At 66.1% G+C, this 15,653-nt stretch carries 19 protein-coding genes; 10 read left to right on the forward strand and 9 right to left on the reverse strand.

What is annotated here, in order from left to right:
- Positions 1-72: 72 nt before the first annotated feature.
- Positions 73-1,194, forward strand: coding sequence for a hypothetical protein (locus tag ACZ54P_RS37780; RefSeq protein WP_465466415.1), 1,122 nt, complete (start codon positions 73-75; stop codon positions 1,192-1,194).
- Here ACZ54P_RS37780 and ACZ54P_RS37785 read toward each other — a convergent pair.
- Genes ACZ54P_RS37785 through ACZ54P_RS37800 form a run of 4 tightly spaced genes read right to left on the reverse strand, consistent with a single transcriptional unit; the run spans position 1,159 to position 4,927 of the window.
- On the reverse strand, positions 1,159-1,986 hold the full coding sequence (locus ACZ54P_RS37785) for a phosphotransferase (RefSeq protein WP_465466416.1): 828 nt from the start codon (positions 1,984-1,986) through the stop codon (positions 1,159-1,161). The two genes, ACZ54P_RS37780 and ACZ54P_RS37785, sit on opposite strands and share 36 nt — an antisense overlap.
- Positions 1,987-2,002: 16 nt before the next feature.
- Positions 2,003-2,956 (reverse strand): radical SAM/SPASM domain-containing protein, encoded by a 954-nt coding sequence (locus tag ACZ54P_RS37790; RefSeq protein ID WP_465466417.1) that lies wholly within the window; start codon positions 2,954-2,956, stop codon positions 2,003-2,005.
- A 9-nt stretch (positions 2,957-2,965) separates the two neighbouring features.
- Positions 2,966-3,691: a hypothetical protein gene (locus ACZ54P_RS37795; protein ID WP_465466418.1), complete on the reverse strand. Its 726-nt coding sequence runs from the start codon at positions 3,689-3,691 to the stop codon at positions 2,966-2,968.
- A gap of 48 nt (positions 3,692-3,739) precedes the next feature.
- Positions 3,740-4,927 (reverse strand): cytochrome P450, encoded by a 1,188-nt coding sequence (locus tag ACZ54P_RS37800; protein ID WP_465466495.1) that lies wholly within the window; start codon positions 4,925-4,927, stop codon positions 3,740-3,742.
- Between the two features lie 155 nt (positions 4,928-5,082).
- On the opposite strand from ACZ54P_RS37800, the gene ACZ54P_RS37805 reads away from it, so the two are divergent.
- Positions 5,083-5,589 carry a hypothetical protein gene (locus ACZ54P_RS37805; protein WP_465466419.1) on the forward strand — a complete coding sequence of 169 codons (507 nt, stop codon included), beginning with the start codon at positions 5,083-5,085 and terminating at the stop codon, positions 5,587-5,589.
- A gap of 313 nt (positions 5,590-5,902) precedes the next feature.
- Here the strand turns inward: ACZ54P_RS37805 and ACZ54P_RS37810 are convergent, their stop codons facing one another.
- The 4 genes from ACZ54P_RS37810 to ACZ54P_RS37825 are packed head-to-tail and all read right to left on the reverse strand — an operon-like array spanning position 5,903 to position 8,747.
- Positions 5,903-6,511: a hypothetical protein gene (locus tag ACZ54P_RS37810; RefSeq protein WP_465466420.1), complete on the reverse strand. Its 609-nt coding sequence runs from the start codon at positions 6,509-6,511 to the stop codon at positions 5,903-5,905.
- Positions 6,512-6,524: 13 nt separating this feature from the next.
- On the reverse strand, positions 6,525-7,685 hold the full coding sequence (locus ACZ54P_RS37815) for an MAB_1171c family putative transporter (protein WP_465466421.1): 1,161 nt from the start codon (positions 7,683-7,685) through the stop codon (positions 6,525-6,527).
- Positions 7,678-8,292: a hypothetical protein gene (locus ACZ54P_RS37820; RefSeq protein WP_465466422.1), complete on the reverse strand. Its 615-nt coding sequence runs from the start codon at positions 8,290-8,292 to the stop codon at positions 7,678-7,680. The genes ACZ54P_RS37815 and ACZ54P_RS37820 overlap by 8 nt, the downstream gene beginning before the upstream one ends.
- A gap of 14 nt (positions 8,293-8,306) precedes the next feature.
- On the reverse strand, positions 8,307-8,747 hold the full coding sequence (locus ACZ54P_RS37825) for a helix-turn-helix domain-containing protein (RefSeq protein WP_465466423.1): 441 nt from the start codon (positions 8,745-8,747) through the stop codon (positions 8,307-8,309).
- A 282-nt stretch (positions 8,748-9,029) separates the two neighbouring features.
- Between ACZ54P_RS37825 and ACZ54P_RS37830 the strand changes: the two genes are divergently transcribed.
- The gene (locus ACZ54P_RS37830; protein WP_465466424.1) at positions 9,030-9,239 is read left to right on the forward strand and encodes a hypothetical protein; all 210 of its coding nucleotides are present in this window, start codon (positions 9,030-9,032) and stop codon (positions 9,237-9,239) included.
- On the forward strand, positions 9,236-10,216 hold the full coding sequence (locus tag ACZ54P_RS37835) for a hypothetical protein (RefSeq protein ID WP_465466425.1): 981 nt from the start codon (positions 9,236-9,238) through the stop codon (positions 10,214-10,216). The genes ACZ54P_RS37830 and ACZ54P_RS37835 overlap by 4 nt, the downstream gene beginning before the upstream one ends.
- Positions 10,217-10,405: 189 nt before the next feature.
- On the opposite strand, the gene ACZ54P_RS37840 is transcribed toward ACZ54P_RS37835, so the two are convergent.
- Positions 10,406-10,606: a hypothetical protein gene (locus tag ACZ54P_RS37840; protein WP_465466426.1), complete on the reverse strand. Its 201-nt coding sequence runs from the start codon at positions 10,604-10,606 to the stop codon at positions 10,406-10,408.
- 286 nt (positions 10,607-10,892) lie between these two features.
- Here ACZ54P_RS37840 and ACZ54P_RS37845 point away from each other — a divergent pair, with 286 nt between their 5' ends.
- From ACZ54P_RS37845 to ACZ54P_RS37870, 6 genes are all read left to right on the forward strand, one after another.
- Complete coding sequence (locus tag ACZ54P_RS37845) at positions 10,893-11,513, forward strand: ParB/RepB/Spo0J family partition protein (RefSeq protein WP_465466427.1); 621 nt, start codon at positions 10,893-10,895, stop codon at positions 11,511-11,513.
- Positions 11,514-11,518: 5 nt separating this feature from the next.
- Entirely contained in the window at positions 11,519-12,604 is a 1,086-nt protein-coding gene (locus ACZ54P_RS37850) for a phosphoadenosine phosphosulfate reductase domain-containing protein (protein ID WP_465466428.1), read from the forward strand.
- Positions 12,601-13,194, forward strand: a complete 594-nt coding sequence (locus tag ACZ54P_RS37855; RefSeq protein ID WP_465466429.1) for a ParB N-terminal domain-containing protein — start codon at positions 12,601-12,603, stop codon at positions 13,192-13,194. Before ACZ54P_RS37850 ends, ACZ54P_RS37855 begins: the two co-directional genes overlap by 4 nt.
- 69 nt (positions 13,195-13,263) lie before the next feature.
- On the forward strand, positions 13,264-13,689 hold the full coding sequence (locus ACZ54P_RS37860; RefSeq protein ID WP_465466430.1) for a hypothetical protein: 426 nt from the start codon (positions 13,264-13,266) through the stop codon (positions 13,687-13,689).
- A gap of 28 nt (positions 13,690-13,717) precedes the next feature.
- Positions 13,718-14,170, forward strand: coding sequence for a hypothetical protein (locus ACZ54P_RS37865; protein WP_465466431.1), 453 nt, complete (start codon positions 13,718-13,720; stop codon positions 14,168-14,170).
- Positions 14,151-15,650: a terminase large subunit domain-containing protein gene (locus tag ACZ54P_RS37870; protein ID WP_465466432.1), complete on the forward strand. Its 1,500-nt coding sequence runs from the start codon at positions 14,151-14,153 to the stop codon at positions 15,648-15,650. The genes ACZ54P_RS37865 and ACZ54P_RS37870 overlap by 20 nt, the downstream gene beginning before the upstream one ends.
- Positions 15,651-15,653 lie beyond the last annotated feature (3 nt).

The raw sequence follows: 15,653 nt of genomic DNA on the forward strand, positions 1-15,653 counted from the left end.
GCAGCTCGAGCTTTGGACACCCGTGATCGGCAGACCTCGCGGGGTGACGTGGGCGCTCCGCTGGAGGACGCCATGACCAGCCGCAACACCAAAAAGCTTCTCAAACAGCGCAAGGCCGCCACTGGGGAGAAGCACACCGGTGCCCTTCGGGCCCTCGATAAGGAGCGGGACGCCGCCGCATCGACCGCGATCGGTCCTTCCGCATTGCGCGGTGAGAAATTCGGATGGCACGAGTTCGACTATGAGCCGTCCGATGACCTCTTCAAGTGCCGCTTCTGCGGAGAGTACGAGGTGAAGTTCCAGGCCGCTGGATCCCCTTACCTGCGTTGCCCTGTCGGCGGGGACGATCGTGCCGCCGCTGCCGCGCAACGCGCGAAGGACGCAGCAAAGAAGGTGCTGGCCCACAAGAGGAACGGCTACGAACTCACCTACGAAGGCTCTGATCCGCATGTCCGGCCGCTCACTCCTCCCGACGTCCTGCGCGAACTGGCGTCGTCGGTCTGGAGCACCGTGTGGATCGATAGGGCCGTGATGAAGACCGCGCCCGACACTGTCGAGTTGATCGAAGACCTCGCCTACTGCCACACGGTCCGCGCGGTCGCGCTTCTGACCTTGCTGGCCGAGGCCAGCATTCCAGAGCCGCGCGCGTTGGAGGCGTTGCGAGTGAACCCGCATGCCACGACAGACAGGTACAACGAGGACAGTGACCTGTTCATCACGCCTGCCGCGATGAACGCCGCGACGTTCCTTCGCGATGAGGTCGCCTCTCGTTGCCCAGAAACGGTTCTGCTGTTGCTGAGGGGCCAGATCGGCCTGGCGTTGAGGAATCGGCCCGGCGCTGTCGCGGACTTGTGCGCTGGCCTGGCGGCTCATGGCGGCCCGGCCCCGGTCGAGGGGGAAAGCCTCGCCAACCGGCACTATGGCGCTCACGTCGCTACCGCGTTGTTCGCCAGCTTCCTCGAAGTGCCGTCACTGCGTTGGCCGCTGGCCGCCGCGTGGGCAGCAAGTTCCCTCGTCACAGAGTGGCTGGAGTGGGCGGAATGGGCCTCAGGGCGTAACCGCGCCACCTTGGGCGCGCTCAGCCTGTACCGCCTCGATTACAGCAGCGCCGAACTGTTCGACGCGCCGTTGCCTGAGGACTGGGCCGACCTGATCGAATCAGCCGGCGAGCAGACGTCGAACGTGAGGACGTAGCTGTTCGATCAGGTCGGGGTGGTCGCCGCGGCCGATGATCCGCGCGGCGCCATACACCTGAGCGGTCCGCCCGGCAGGGGAATCGAGGACGTCGGCGAACGTCTCGTGCACCCGCCGGGCGGTCTCCGGCACCAGGAGGCTGAACAGGTAGAGCGTGGCGGCGTCGATGCCGAGAGGGCCGCATCCCCACATTTCCCAGTCGAGGATGCCGAGTTCGGGGCCGAGGACGTTGTTCCAGTGCAGGTCACCGTGCATGGTGGCCCAGTGGTTGATCGGCATGGCCGCCGCGGTGTCCGCGCCGAAGGCCTTGGCGGTCCGGCGATCGATGCCGTTGGGGCGAGCGAATCGGGTCGTCGGGGTGCTGGCGACGCGATAGAGGGCGTGCCGGAGGTCGGCGAACCAGTTGTCGTTGACGTCGAGAGGCTGCCGCAGGACTTCGTTCGGGGCGCATGGGGTGCCGTCGAGCACGGTCATGAGGTCGGCGCGGATGGCCAGGTCCTGGTGTTCCCACGTGGCGCTGTTGATGACGATCGGTTTCGGGACGTCGGTGATGGCGTTCGACGCTGGGATCCCCGTCCACATGGGATCGCTGGCCCACTGGCGATGTTCGCAGCCCACACGGAGCCAGAGCGGTCCGTCAGCACCCTGTACGAGGGTGCTGACGGACCGGAGATGCCAACCGAACCGGGGCTCCCCAGTGGCGACGACTCCGAAGTCTCCTGCGGCCTGGCTGAGCTGAGCGAGCATCCAGGCGCGGAAGGTCTCGTCGGACTGTGTTGGGGAGCTGGTCATCGGATGTCGTCGCCTTCTACCACTTAGGGTGACAGTTGGCCGGGTAGCAATCAGAGCCCTTGGGTTGGCAGTCTGCGGCCGCCCGGTTGGGCATTCCGCTGCTGATCAGTTCAGCCCTGGCGGCTGGCATCTTTCCGAGTATTTCGGCAAGCGTCTTGTTTCGGACGTCGCCGACGATCGACTGTCGCGCCATGATGCATGGGCGGACTCGGCCGTCCGGCATGATCGCGGCGACACCGTTCCCGCACGCACCGCACAGTTGCTTCGCGTCCGTCGTTTTCTCGCCGGTGCCGCAGCTCGAGGAAGCACCGCGGCCGACCTCGCGGAGGCGGTCGGATCCGATTCTCGGCACGCCGAGATCGACGAGTTCGGCGCGGGCCTGGTCGACGCGTTGGTCTTCGCGGACGTCGACGACGCCGGTACGGATTTGGATGCCCAGTTCGCGCGCGATCGCGATGTTTGTTTTCGTCCGCCCGTGGGTGTCGCGGCCGGTGATCGCCGCGTGTTCCTTGGGATCGTCGGAGTAGTAGCTGGTCGCCAGAGAAACGTCCAGGTCCTTGAACGTCTTCCACATTTTCGGTGTGATGTGGACGAGGTTGGAGAACACCTCGGTGCCGAGGCCGAAGTTGCGCGCGTGCTGAATCAGGTCGAGAAGGCCAGGGTGGAGGGTGGGTTCACCGCCGATGAACTGGACGCGGCGGACGCCGAGGCCGGCGGCCTGGTAGATGACGTCTTTCCACTGTTCGTTGGTCATGTCGCCGTGGGTTCCGTGGGGCCCGCTGTCGGCGTAGCAGTGTCCACACTCCAGCTGGCATTTGCCGGTGATTTCCAGCCACAGGAACTCGGTGTCCGTTGCCGTTGCAAGGGCGGTCATGCGGTTTCCCTCCCGCTGTCGTTGGGCGCGGCAATGCGCACCAGCGGTTCGCCCTTCTCCCGCCGCAGAGTATAGCGCCACCTGCAAGCGAATCACTACGGAAAGTTACCTCCGGCGCCAGGTTCCTATCATGGCGCCGATGACCGCTGCGACGGCGCCAAGGAGCACCGGCCCGGCATCGAGGGCTATACCTGCGGCATTGCTCGCCACTATGTTCGTGAGTGCCCCAACTAGTGTGGCAATCGCGGCCGCGAGGACGTACCTGACGGTCCGCAGTTCAGGTTGGAGGGGTGATTCCATCCGAACGTCTGCCTCGATTGGTACGACGGCCTTGAATTCCGGCGAGTGCGGGCCTTCCACGAGAACGGTGTAGGTCAGCTTGTGATCTCGCCGAAGCAGGGCAGGCTCAATCATCAAGGCGCCGTTCCCCCGAAATGTCCACTTCGGTTCGGGAGTGCCGGGCACTTTCGTTGTGGCGCTGGCTTCCAGCACGCCAACGATGCGGGCCCCGAACAGCAGCTCGATGGGACCGTCAAACGCGTCCTTCCGGATATCCCGGCGGCCGCGGACCATGATCTCCGCGGTGACCAGGTGAGGGTTCTTGAGCACTTCCTCACCCGACCTGACTTCGAGCGCGAGCTGCTTGCCCTTCTCGTGCACAAGCGGCGTGCTGCTGGCGACGTAGACATTCAGCCGGCGGCGCGGGTTCTGCGATCGGAACGCCGCCACGATCGCGCCGACGCCGAAAATGATCGCCACAACGACACCGGCAATCGCCCAGAACGTGCCGGACGCGTACCAGGGGACGGGCGGTGCGGGTGCAGGAGGCATGGCGGCTATCGAACCAGGTGCTTCGAGCGTGGCCGCACCGCGCCACGGTCACGATGTGGCGATCGGCAGCGTGCTGAGTCCCCGTAACGTCACCGTGGTTGCCCATTCCGGCTCGCCTGCGAGGCGCAGATCCGGGACGCGGCGTGCGAGTTCGCGCAGCACCGTGAGGCCTTCCAACCGTGCCAGCGGCGCACCGAGGCAGAAGTGGATACCGTGGCCGAACGTCAGGTGCCGTGCTGGCGGGAGCGCGATATCAAAAGTGTCCGGCCTCTGGTGTGTACGGGGGTCGCGGTTGGCCGCTCCGAAAAACACGAGCGCTGTGTCACCGGTGGCTAGTTCGACGTCACCGAGTGTCGTGGTGGTCAACGCGGTGCGCATGGTGAGCTGGATCGGTGAGTCGTAGCGCAGGATCTCCTCGACCGCCCCTTCCGCGAGCGAGCTGTCCCGCGCGAGCGCGGCGTATTGCTCGGGGTGACGCAGCAGGGCGAGCACGCCGTTGCCGATGAGGTTGGTGGTGGTCTCGTGACCGGCGACAAGCAACAGCGTGAGCGTGACCAGCAGTTCGCCTTCGCTGAGCATTTCGCCCTCGTCCGACACCGCTACAAGCGCTGATAGCAGATCATCGCCTGGCGTCCGGCGGCGCGCGGCGGCCAGGTTCCGGAAGTAGGCGATGAACTCCCGCCGCGCCGCGGCCGCCTTCTCGACGACATCGGGCGGTAGGAGGAACCCGGGGTCCGACGCTCGTGCCATCGCAGCTGACCAGTCGCCGAACCGTTCCCGATCTTCGACCGGAACACCCAGCAGTTCCGCGATCACCGTGACCGGCAGCGGCACGGCGAGCACATCCATGAGGTCGGCCTCGCCAGCATCAACGATCTGGTCGATCGCCGTGGTGGTCAACGCCTCGATCCGCGGTTGCAGGTCCTTGATCACGCGCGGCGTGAACGCCTTCGATACCAGGCGGCGCAGCCGAGTGTGGTCGGGCGGGTTGAGGAATGCGAACGCGCGCACCACTCGCCCCTGCGCGTCGACAGGGTGATCGGGGTCGTTGTCCGCGATGACCTCTGGCTCGGGGTGCCCGAAGTCGGAACTGCGCAGTACCTGCTCAGCCTCGGCGTGACCCAGAACAGCAACGAGCGGGCCGCCCACCCTGACGACCGGGGACTTCTCCCGCCACTGCGCGTACAGCGCATACGGGTCGGGGCGGTTCTGCGGGTTCAGCAGCTCTCCCAGCATGTTCACCACCTTCTCATGGTGCGGTGCACCTGCTCGGCGGTGGTGCTTTCGATGGCCAGCCCAGACCGTTGGGTCACGATGCGGCCGCGATAGGTAACGCATGATCAGGTCCGCGAGACATACCGGCGTTGACCATCGTCATGCTGGAGGGGTTCGTGATCATCCGTCGTACCGTGGCCGCTGTTTCCGTCGCGCTGGCCGCGCTCTCGTTGGCCGCGTGCAGCGGTAGCTCGTCGACGTCTACCGGCCCCGGCGCGGCCGCCGAGAGCACCAGCGCGAGGACCGCTGACGATGTCACGAAGACGCTCGGCGAGAAGATCGCCACGGTGAAGCTGATCAAGGCGTACACCGCCGAGGACGACCCGAACCACCTGCTGGGCCGCCCGAACGGCTACACGTCGAAGACGGCGTTCGGGGACTCGCGGGTCAAGGCGGCCGACGTCGAGTATCTGGGCGTGGACGCGGTGGAGCGCGGCGGTTCGGTGGAGGTGTTCGCGGACGAGGCCGGCGCGAAGGCGCGGATGGACTTCATCCAGACGGTGTCGAAGAACCTGCCCTCGGTCGGCGAGTACGACTACGTGAAAGGCGCGGTACTGGTGCGGGTGTCGCGGTTCCTGACGCCGGATCAAGCGAAGGAGTACGAGGCCGCGCTGAATAGCTGACGGTATAAGGAAAAGCGCCCGGCGGCCTGTTGGCTGCCGGGCGCTTTTCGTCACCCCCAGGGATTCCGGCGTCGAGGGTTGCCGGAGGTCTTTCCGGGGGTGGTGCGTGTGGGCACTCGTTTGTAGTCCTGCTGGCGACACAGGAAAGCGTGTCGGAAGGTCTGTGTCGCCAGCAGGATCCCCCTGCGATTCGGTCCACGCGATGTGCTGGTCACGCGGTCCGGTGTTTACCGTATCCAGGGCCTCGATCCGATGTCAACTATAAATTACATCCTAGCGGCAACGTGACATACAAGTCACATCGAACGGCGGTCTAGAACGTGGGCACGAACGTCAGGATCGTGATCCCGAACCCGAGGGTTGTACCTGCCGTGACCTGCCCCGTTGTGTGATCGCCGGTGACGACACGCGACCAGCAGATGAGCACCACGACGAGCAGCAACGACAGGGCGACAGGCCCGTAGACCACGGCCAGCGTCGCGACTCCCCCACCGGAGACGGCCGCGTGCAGGCTGATCTTCCACCAGCTGGTGATCACGAACGTCACGACAAGCGAGACGAGCATCGCGACCGCCATGTACACCAGGTCGGTCGGCGCGTTCCACACCAACATGATCACCAGACCGACCGCGGTGGAGGCGAAGCACACGATGAGCGGCTTCACCCGTCCTTCGCGGTTGCGGACATGGTGCCCGTCCCAGTCGCCCTTCTTCGCGCCGCGCACGATAAACGCCATCGGGACGGCTGCGCAGAAGAACGCGATCACGAAGCCCCACAGCAGGGTGTAGCCGATGCTGTAGTCGGTGGCCCGCCAGGGCACGGCGAGCGACAGCAGGACGAGCACCACCCACGGCGCGAGGATTTCACCGACGACCTTCGCGGTCTTACAGGGGAGGGTCTGGGATTCAGCGGTTTCGGTCATGGCCTTCTCGTGATCAACGTGAGCTGGTGGCAGAAACCACCAGCGGCGGGCGCTGCCATGCAACAGCGACCAAGCGCAGGAACTCGACCAGGACCGCGAGGTTGTCGCCGGTCGCGGGCTCCTCGATCAGCTTCTCACTCGGTTGGCCATCTTCGGCGTCGTGGGCTTCGAGGGCGGCACGCCACAGCTCGGCTTCGACGGCGGCCGTCAGCTTCGCGCCGGTGAGGCCGCGTGCTCGGCCTGCTTCCTCGGCGGCCTTCGCCAGCTCCGGATTGAGGTAGCCGCGTAGACGACTCCGGCCGTCCATGATCTCGATGGCGCGGCGGTAGAGCGCGAACTCCATGTCCCAGCGCGGCGGACGGCTCTCCAGGGCGATCGTCGGCATGGCCTCGGTGAAGGCTTCCCACAGCGGTTGCAGCTCACGGTAGGAGCGGCGGTACTGGACCAGGAGACGCAGCGCGGTCACGCGTGGTCCCCAGGCCGGCATCGACAGGCCGACCAGCGCGGCGAGGACACCGACAGCGATCACCGGAACTTCGAGGCCCTGCGGGTACGGCGGGGTGAGGCCGATCGCGCGCAGCAGTGTGTATGCCAAGTGGTGCACGGTGTAGATCAGCCCCATACCGGTGCTGATGGTCAGGGTGACGAGGCTGCGGCGCAGCCACACCCGGTCAGCGATCCTCGACCACTTCCACGACAGGCGGCACAACGTGAGCAGCGAGGCGGCCATCGCCGCGGAGTAGCTGAGCACCATCGTGAGGACGTACGGGTATTTCGCGTAATCGAAGTCGTTGTAGTCCGGGTTCTCGAAGGCGAGGCTGAGACCCCAGCTCACGACCATGGTTGCCGTGAATAGGTACATCACCAGCTGGTACCAGCGGATTTCCGTTGGCCGATCCCTCTTGCCGTAGATCGTTAGCAGGTAGAACCACTCGAACGCGGCGAGGCTGCCGAGGATGAAGAGGTGCTGGATGATGAAGGAGGCAGGAGAGTTCGGCCAGAGGCTCTTGATGCCGACCGCGACGGCGAGCGTCAGCATCAGCAGCCCGGACCACATTGCCCACATCGCGGGCCGTCGCGGGGAGCGGATCAGGTCGACCAGTCGGTAGATGGTGACCGCGAGCCCTGCGATCACCATGACGTACTGCAAGGCGGCCTGGATGGCTTCACGCACGAGTGCGCTCCATGATCGCGGCGAGGCCGTCGATACTCGCGGCGTCGGCCCCGTGGAGGGTGCGTTCGGGCTCGATGAGGCGCCGGCCTGCGCGCTTCCAGATGAGCGAGGCGGCAACCTCCGCTTCGGTTTCCTGGGCGGACGAATAGGTCTCACGGTAGAGGACCGCGTCCCCGTCTCCCGGCTCTTCGACGTTCTTGACGATGAGCTCGAGGAGTTCTCTCGTGACCGGTCCGCGGGCCAGGATGGCATCTTCGTCGCCGCGGTGGCACAGCAGAATGTGGCTGACCTCGTGTGCCAAGACTTGCTCCCAGTGCAGGTCACCCTCGCGGAGGGTGGAGTCGTAGAGGATGACGTCGACGTGCTCGGCCGGTACCCACATGGCATCTGGGCCGCCGGGCGGGATCTCGACGGCGAGAAGTTCGATCGGGCGGTCGCGGTAGTCTGCGACGAGGCGGATGAACTCGCGGAGGTCCCACGGATCAGGGATGCCGACCTCGTCGAGGAGCTTGTTGATGCGCTTGCGGAGACGCCGGTACTCGACGGCCCCGCCGAACCCGGTGTACCAGCGCTCAGCGCTGGAAGCGGGTCGGTCTTCGATTGACATGTACTGCCGGTTCCCTACTTGCGTTCTTCACGCGGTTTCGCGTGCTTGTCGTTGATCTGCACTAGCTGTTCACTCACGCTGCTGAGGGCTTGAATCGCCTCAGGCGACATCTCCCCCATGCGAAAGAGCACTTGCTTGACCCCGGCCTTACGTCGAAGAATGTCGAGCGCGGCCTGGGACTCGCCATCCGGGGTATCCCCCTCCGGACTCTCGTCGAAGTCCGTGAGGAAGGCGACCTTGCAGCCGAGCACCTTCGCCAGGATGGAGATCGTCTCCAGGGTGGGGTTTTGTTTCCGGCCTGTCTTGAGCTGGTACAACACTTGGCGACTGAGAGGGCGTCCGATCTCGTTGGCGGCGTTAAGTATCTGCTGGTCAGAGAGACCTCTTTGGCGGATCGCGTAGTTCAGGCGGCTGGTGATGGTGTTACCTGGCTCATGGTTCTCCGGCTGCGTCATCGCGTTCCTCTCGTGGCCCCGACTGCGCGCAGATGTAACTTAAAGTAGCTACCGCATCGCTAATGTCACCTTAAGTTTACATCTTAGCGGGCGGCAGGACTGTCCGCTCACCGGATGACCATCGCCACGTTCGCCATTCTCCAGCAGCTCATTGGTCAGCTTCATAACAATTAATTTCGGCCTCGAAATTGCGTTTCGAATTATGGTATGGCCATATTTAAGCCGCCGCTCTGGAATGGACTCGGGAATCAGGCACGGATTCCCCTGATCCAGGAGGGGCGCATGGCTGGGGAACACCCCACATCTGAGCTAACTGCCGAAAGGCTCGCGGGCCTGCCGCCCGCAGCGGTCGACCCGACCGCCGAACATCGACAGATTGCGCAGGTCATGGGCGGCCTGTTCACCGCCTACCAGCTGGCCGGTTTCACGCGGGCCGAAGCGCTGGCGTTGATCATCGAGCACGCCCGCGGACTTTCCGGCGGTGCCCGATGACCGTGACCAGGATCGACACCCGACAGGTGTGCGCCGCCCAGAAGTGCACGACGGCGTTGCGCGCCGATGCCCCGGACGTCCTCTGTGCCGCCTGCGTCGCCCGGCTCCGCGCCGCCCTGCGGACGCTGTACCGGCGTGGCCGCAGCGAGCGGGGCGCGGCGATGCGCACGCTCACCGAAGAAGTCCGGTTCACCGTCGAGCGGCAGGGTCGTGGCTCGAAGGTGTCCATCGGCATCGTCGTCCGGTCCAGCGAGCCTCAGGCGCCGCTGGCCGACCATCGTGCCGACACCGCGCTGCGAGACCTCAAGACGACTTTGGTGTCCTGGCTTCGCTACCTGTACGACCGGTGGATGCCGACGACAGCCGTGTGCCTTGGGATCAGCGACGGCGAAGGCCTGCGTCGTCTCGCGCACGGCTACCAGCACGTTCCGCACTGCGCGCCCACCATCGAGGGCATGGCCGAATACCTCGCGCTCCGGCCGACGTGGCTCGCGGAAACCCCGGAGGCCGGCGACCTGTACGCGATGGTGATGGACGGGATCGATCGGTGCTGGCGGGCGATCGACCGGCGGCCGGACCGGCAGTACGCGGGACAGTGCGATGAACCCGAGCCGGACACCGGGGCAGTGTGCGGCGGTGACGTGTACGGGTGGCCGGATCGCAAGCTCGCGCGCTGCTCGACGTGCGGGGTCACCTACGACGCGGCCAGCCGCCGCGAGGAGCTGCTGAACGCGGCGTTGTCGCTCGAGCTCACCGCGGCCGAGATCTCGAAGGCGCTTCCCCAGTTGATGGCGCGGGACTCGCTCAGTGTGCAGACGATCCACACGTGGGCCCGCAACGGGCGGATCGTCGCACGACGCCGCAATGGGCGCGGGTGGCCGCTGTATCTGGTGGCCGACGTCGTCGAGGTGGCGACGTCGACGCCGACCCGGAACCGGCGGCCGCGACACGCCGAAGATGTGGCGGCCGTGGCGTGATCGACTCGGTCCCTGGCTAAATAGGCGCCTGCGCGACGGGAGTCGTGTACCCAAACCGCGAAACGGCCCGCCCCTCTGCTCCGGGGGCGGGCCGTTTCTGTCGATACCGACCGCTACGGTGCTCGCAGAGGACTTTGTCAGCCTCAACGGGCCTGCCCCGGGGATCACCCTGGGCAGGCCCGGCCTCGTTCACAGGACTCCCAGCTCATGCAGCTTGATCCACATGGTGAACACTCCGCCGCTCCCGATGAGTGTCACGGCAAGGAACTTCAGCACGCGAAACGCGTCAGCTCGTTGCTTCTCGTCGGTGACGAAGATGGCGACGGTCCCGGCGCAGCCGAGCAGGACTATGACGAGTCCGATGAGGACGTAGAACAGGACAGCGAGCACGACGAACTCCACTCACCGCCTCTGCCAGCCTGCCGGGTCGGCGAGCGTCAGCGGTGTGCAGGTTCGTGTACTTGCCCTAGTGAGTAACGCGCACTGTCCGTGCAATGCGCGTGGCAAGGTCCCAGCTGGTCAGAGCCAATGGTTCTGACGGCCAAATTATTAGTAGTCCAACAATCGCGGCCAAGCCTTGTCTGATTCGCGCCAGGATACCCCCGCTTCCTGCTCTCGGGCTGCCGGGCGGCACCCCGGCAGCCCGAGGCCCAACAACTTCATCAGGGGGTGGCCAGTGAGCGCGGTATACATCGAGACGAGGGAAATCCCCCTCGGCGAGCTGACAAAGTACCCGGGGAACGCCAAGCGGGGCGACGTCGGGAAGATCCGAGAGTCGATCAAGCGCAATGGCCAGTACCGGGCGCTCGTGGTCCGCCAGGTCGACGATGGACAGCTGGTGATCCTCGCGGGGAACCACACCTTCGAGGCGCTGCGGCAAGAGCGGTCCGCGACGGCGCGGTGTGAGGTCATCACCTGCGACGACCAGACCGCGCTCCGGATCAACCTGGTCGACAACCGGTCGGCCGAGCTGGGCGGGTACGACGACGACGCCCTGATTCACCTGCTGTCCTACGTGGACGAGGACTACGAGGGCACCGGGTACACGAAGGACGACGTCGACCGGCTGCTCGAACCGCCCGAGTTCGACGGCGAGGACGAGGACAAGGAGCCTCCGGCGGGTGTCGGCGAGCCGGTCGTGGCCTACAACATGGTGTTCGACGACGAGACGCAGCAGGCGCGTTGGTACGCGTTCGTGCGCTGGCTCAAGCGCGAGTACGGCGGCGAGACCCTCGGCGAGCGGCTGATGGACTTCTTCGACGCCAAGGTCCCGGGGATCGGAGGCGCGGAGCGGTGACGCGGGTGAAGAGGCACATCGACGCGAACGTGGTCGACGAGGCGCGGCGGCGCATTCACCACATCTACGACCTGGTCGACAACGTGGTGGTCGCGTTCTCCGGCGGGAAGGACTCGCTGGCGCTGCTGCACCTGACGTGGGAGGTCGCGCAGGAGCGCGGGCTTACCGCGGTCAACGTGGCGTTCCGGGACGAGGAGGTCATCCCGGACACCGTGCTGTCCTTCGTGGACACGTACCGCCAGCTGCCCTGGGTCAACATGACCTGGTACGCGGTGCCGCTGATCTCCTCGAAGTACGTGCTCGGCAAGACGTCCCGGTACATCCAGTGGGATCCGAACCGGGAGCACGTGCGCCCGGCGCCGGCCTGGGCGACGACGCTCGACGACCTCGGCCATCCGCCGGACACGGTGTTCTCGCAGCTGACGATGGACTCGGTGCTCGCGGCCCCGTACACGGGCAAGGTCGCGATCATGACCGGCGTCCGTGCCTCGGAGTCGCTGATGCGGTGGCAGTCGTCGGTGGTGAAGCTGAACGAGAACTACATCTGCGCCAGCTCGACGCCGAAGGCGTCGCTGTGCAAGCCGTTGTTCGACTGGCAGGAGAACGACGTCCTGCGGTTCTTCTACGACAACAAGATCCGGTACTGCCCGATCTACGACGCACAGGCGTGGGCCGGGAATGCTCTGCGCGTGGCAACACCGCTGATCCCCGAGTCAGCGAAGGCGCTGCACTACCTGCGCGCCACCGAGCCGGTCTTCTACGACCAGGTGATGGAGATCTTTCCGGAGATGGCGCTCCAGGAGCGGTATCACGCGGAGATCGACCGGGCCGGGATCCTCGCCCGCTACGCCGAATCGTGGGACGGCATCGAGCAGTGGATCACCGACCACTTCGACGAAGCCGCGGAACTGGCGAACGCGAAGAAGGCGCTGGCGCGGGTGAAGGTCGCCGCACGCCGCGCCCCGGACAGCTTCCCCTTGCCATACGTGTTGAAGCAGTTCACCTCCGGCGCGTACAAGCGGCGGATCCTGCCGCAGGCCTTCGCCGACCAGACCAAATCCGACCAGGCGCAACGGGGGACGCGAGGATGACGACGACGCTCGAACCGACCCCTGCCGGGGCCGACCCGCTCGACCACCTTCAGTGGGTGGACGCGGACCTGCTCGACGCGAACACTTGGAACCCCAACCGGGTGCACGGGGCCGAGCTCAAGCTGCTGGCCCGCTCGATGCTGGCCACCGGGTGGATTCAGCCACTTCTGGTGAACCCGTCCGGTTTGATCATCGACGGCTTCCATCGGTGGCGGCTTTCCTCCAGCGGTGGACCGGACGGTCACGGGAAGTGGAAGCGCCTGGCCGCGCAGGTGCGGGAACGCTGGGGCGGGAAGGTGCCGGTGGCGGTGCTCGACGTCGACCGGCCAAGCGCGATGCTCATGACGATCCGGATCAACCGCGCGAAGGGAACCCACGTTGCGGTGTCCATGAGCGAGATCGTGCGGGAGTTGATCGAGGTTCACGCGATGGACCCGCAGGAGATCGCCACCGAGATGGGCGCGACGCTCGACGAGGTCAACCTGCTCGCGCAGGACGGAGTGTTCGCCGTGAAGGGCATCAAGGACTGGGCGTATTCGGCGGCCTGGTACCCGGCCGAGGACGGCCGGAAGCCGTCGTCGAAGAAGTAGTTGTCGCGTCGGGGGTTCCCGGTAGTGTTTTCCGGTCAGCAACGCACCGAATCCACTGAGGACTTTCCGATGGGACTCTCCACGTACAACGGCTTCACGGGCGCGCAACGCGAACGCGTGCAAGCGTGGCTCACGCGGGAATTCGCGGCCGGCCGAGTCGAACGGCCGACGTTCTGCTCGGCGTGCGGCCAATCCGAGGGCATCATCGACGCGCACCACGAGAACTACGACGAGCCGACCAGCTTCGTCGGGCTCTGCGTGATCTGCCACCTGGTGCTGCACTGCCGGTTCCGGAACGCCGAGGGATTTCTTGCGTATCGACGTCAGGTCGCGGAGGGCTACCAGCACCCCGCGGTCCTGGACCGGCGCACAGCGCTCGGCGAGGTCCAGCGAACGGTGATGAAGGGGGTCTTCCCCGGCACCGTCCGGCCCGTCGCGCCCGGCGCGACGTTCCTGGACACGCTGCGCGTGCCTCAGCCCGCTCAGCTCTGGTAGGTGTCCGACCGCGAGGGGGTGACCTCTCGTGGGTGCGTCGAAGGAGCAGCGCGCGGCCACCGCGAAGCGGCGGGCTGACGCGATCAGGCTCCGTCTCGCCGGAATGGACTACGAGACAATCGCCGAACGGCTCGAATATTCGTCGCGGCAGGCCGCCCACAAGGACATTCAGCGGGCGATGACGGCGTACATCCAGGAGGCGGCCGCGGCCGTCGACGAGCTGCGCAACGTCGAGCTGATGCGGCTCGACAGGCTTCAAGCGGCGGCATGGCCTGCCGCGATCAAGGGTGACCTGCTGGCCATCGAGACGTGCCGCCGGCTGATTGGTGAACGGCGGAAGTTGCTTGGCCTCGACAAGCCCGCGAAGGTCGAGGTGATCACTCTTGACGCCGTCGACCAGGAGATCCGAAAGCTCGAAGCCGAACTCGCTGACGGAGCTGCGGCTACTGAAGCTGCACCGTTTGCGGGAACTGAAGGCTGAGCACGAGCGGCGCGAAACCGCCCGCCTTCGGAATCTCGATGTGTTCGAGGTGCTGGGCTACACACCCACGCCCCGGCAGACGGAGTTCCACGCGGCCGCGGAATTCGATGTCCTCTACGGCGGCGCGGCCGGTGGAGGGAAGACCCGCGCGCTGCTGATGGAAGGCCTTCGAGCGTGCGTACGCCATCCCGGTCTTCGTGTCGGCGCGTTCCGCCGCACCTATCCGGAGCTTGAGGAGAGTCTGCTCGCCGAGCTGGCCGAGGTCGGGTTCGCGCGGGAGCTGGGCGCCTCCTGGAACGGCACGAAGTACAACCTGTCGTTCAGCAACGGGTCGAGGCTGATGTTCCGCTACGCCGAAAGCCTTCAGGATGCGACGCGGCGGCAGGGTGGCCAGTACCAGCTGTTGCTGTTCGACGAGCGAACCCTCACCCCGCCGAACGTGGTGTCCTTTCTGGAGTCACGGCTTCGGTCCGGCCGCGAGGACGTTCCGGTGCTGGGCATCAGATCGGGAACTAACCCCGGCGGCCCGGGTCACGGGTTCGTACGAGACCGGTTCATCAAGCCGACGAACTACGGCACGAAGACCTATGTGGACGTCCGCAAGCGCGAGGTACGGTTCATCCCCTCCAAGTTGTCGGACAACCCGTACGTGAACGCGGAGTACGCGCACGACCTGGACGCTCTGCCCGAGCAGCTGCGGAAGGCGTTCCGCGACGGCGACTGGGACACCTTCGCCGGTCAGGCATTCAGCGAATGGTCGTTCGACCGGCACGTAGTGAAGCCGGTCAGCCTGCCGTCGTCGTGGCGCCGCTACAACGGCATCGACTGGGGCTACTCGAACCCGTGGTGCACGCTGTGGGCCGCGGTCGACGAAGACGGCCGCGTGTGGGTCTACCGCGAGCTGTACGCGACGCGGGTCGGCGAAGCCGAGCAGGCGCGGCGCATCCTCGCGGCCGAAGCCGACGACGAGCATGTCGGTTCCCGCTTCGGCGACGATGCGATGTGGGCGACGCGCGGCGACGCGAAACCGATCAGCGACGCCTACGCCGATGGCGGCGTGTACCTGACCCCGGCGGGGAAGGGCGGCAGGATCCCCGGTTGGCAGCGCGTGCACTCCTACCTCGCGGAGGGCCCGGCGTGCGTGCTGCACCGCGCGATGGGTTGGGAGACCTGCCCGAAGCTGCACGCGTTCGAGACCGTCGAGAACCTGATCCGGACGCTGCCGACGCTGCCGCACGCGACGACCGGCGACCCCGAAGACATTGACAGTGCGGCCGAGGACCACGCGGCCGATGCTCTGCGCTACCTGCTGATCAACCTGGGTGGCGGGCCCGAGTTCGTGCCCGCCCCGCCGGGTGAAGACGGCGCGGGCGCCGTGCATCGGATCGGTGACTACGCCTACCGCGCCGACAATCGCCCCGGCTGGGACGGAACCACCGATACCCCGCGCGGAGCGGTGGTCACCGCCGACGACAACTGAACA

The sequence above is a fragment of the Amycolatopsis sp. NPDC034160 genome, from assembly GCF_055575355.1.

Bases quoted from the DNA above. Each gene is read 5' to 3' on its own strand.
- ACZ54P_RS37810 (WP_465466420.1), bottom strand. From the start codon at position 6,511: ATGACCGAAACCGCTGAATCCCAGACCCTCCCCTGTAAGACCGCGAAG.
- ACZ54P_RS37780 (WP_465466415.1), top strand. From the start codon at position 73: ATGACCAGCCGCAACACCAAAAAGCTTCTCAAACAGCGCAAGGCCGCC.
- ACZ54P_RS37835 (WP_465466425.1), top strand. From the start codon at position 9,236: ATGACCGTGACCAGGATCGACACCCGACAGGTGTGCGCCGCCCAGAAG.
- ACZ54P_RS37860 (WP_465466430.1), top strand. From the start codon at position 13,264: ATGGGACTCTCCACGTACAACGGCTTCACGGGCGCGCAACGCGAACGC.
- ACZ54P_RS37825 (WP_465466423.1), bottom strand. From the start codon at position 8,747: ATGACGCAGCCGGAGAACCATGAGCCAGGTAACACCATCACCAGCCGC.
- ACZ54P_RS37785 (WP_465466416.1), bottom strand. From the start codon at position 1,986: ATGACCAGCTCCCCAACACAGTCCGACGAGACCTTCCGCGCCTGGATG.
- ACZ54P_RS37795 (WP_465466418.1), bottom strand. From the start codon at position 3,691: ATGCCTCCTGCACCCGCACCGCCCGTCCCCTGGTACGCGTCCGGCACG.
- ACZ54P_RS37855 (WP_465466429.1), top strand. From the start codon at position 12,601: ATGACGACGACGCTCGAACCGACCCCTGCCGGGGCCGACCCGCTCGAC.
- ACZ54P_RS37800 (WP_465466495.1), bottom strand. From the start codon at position 4,927: ATGCTGGGAGAGCTGCTGAACCCGCAGAACCGCCCCGACCCGTATGCG.
- ACZ54P_RS37830 (WP_465466424.1), top strand. From the start codon at position 9,030: ATGGCTGGGGAACACCCCACATCTGAGCTAACTGCCGAAAGGCTCGCG.
- ACZ54P_RS37820 (WP_465466422.1), bottom strand. From the start codon at position 8,292: ATGTCAATCGAAGACCGACCCGCTTCCAGCGCTGAGCGCTGGTACACC.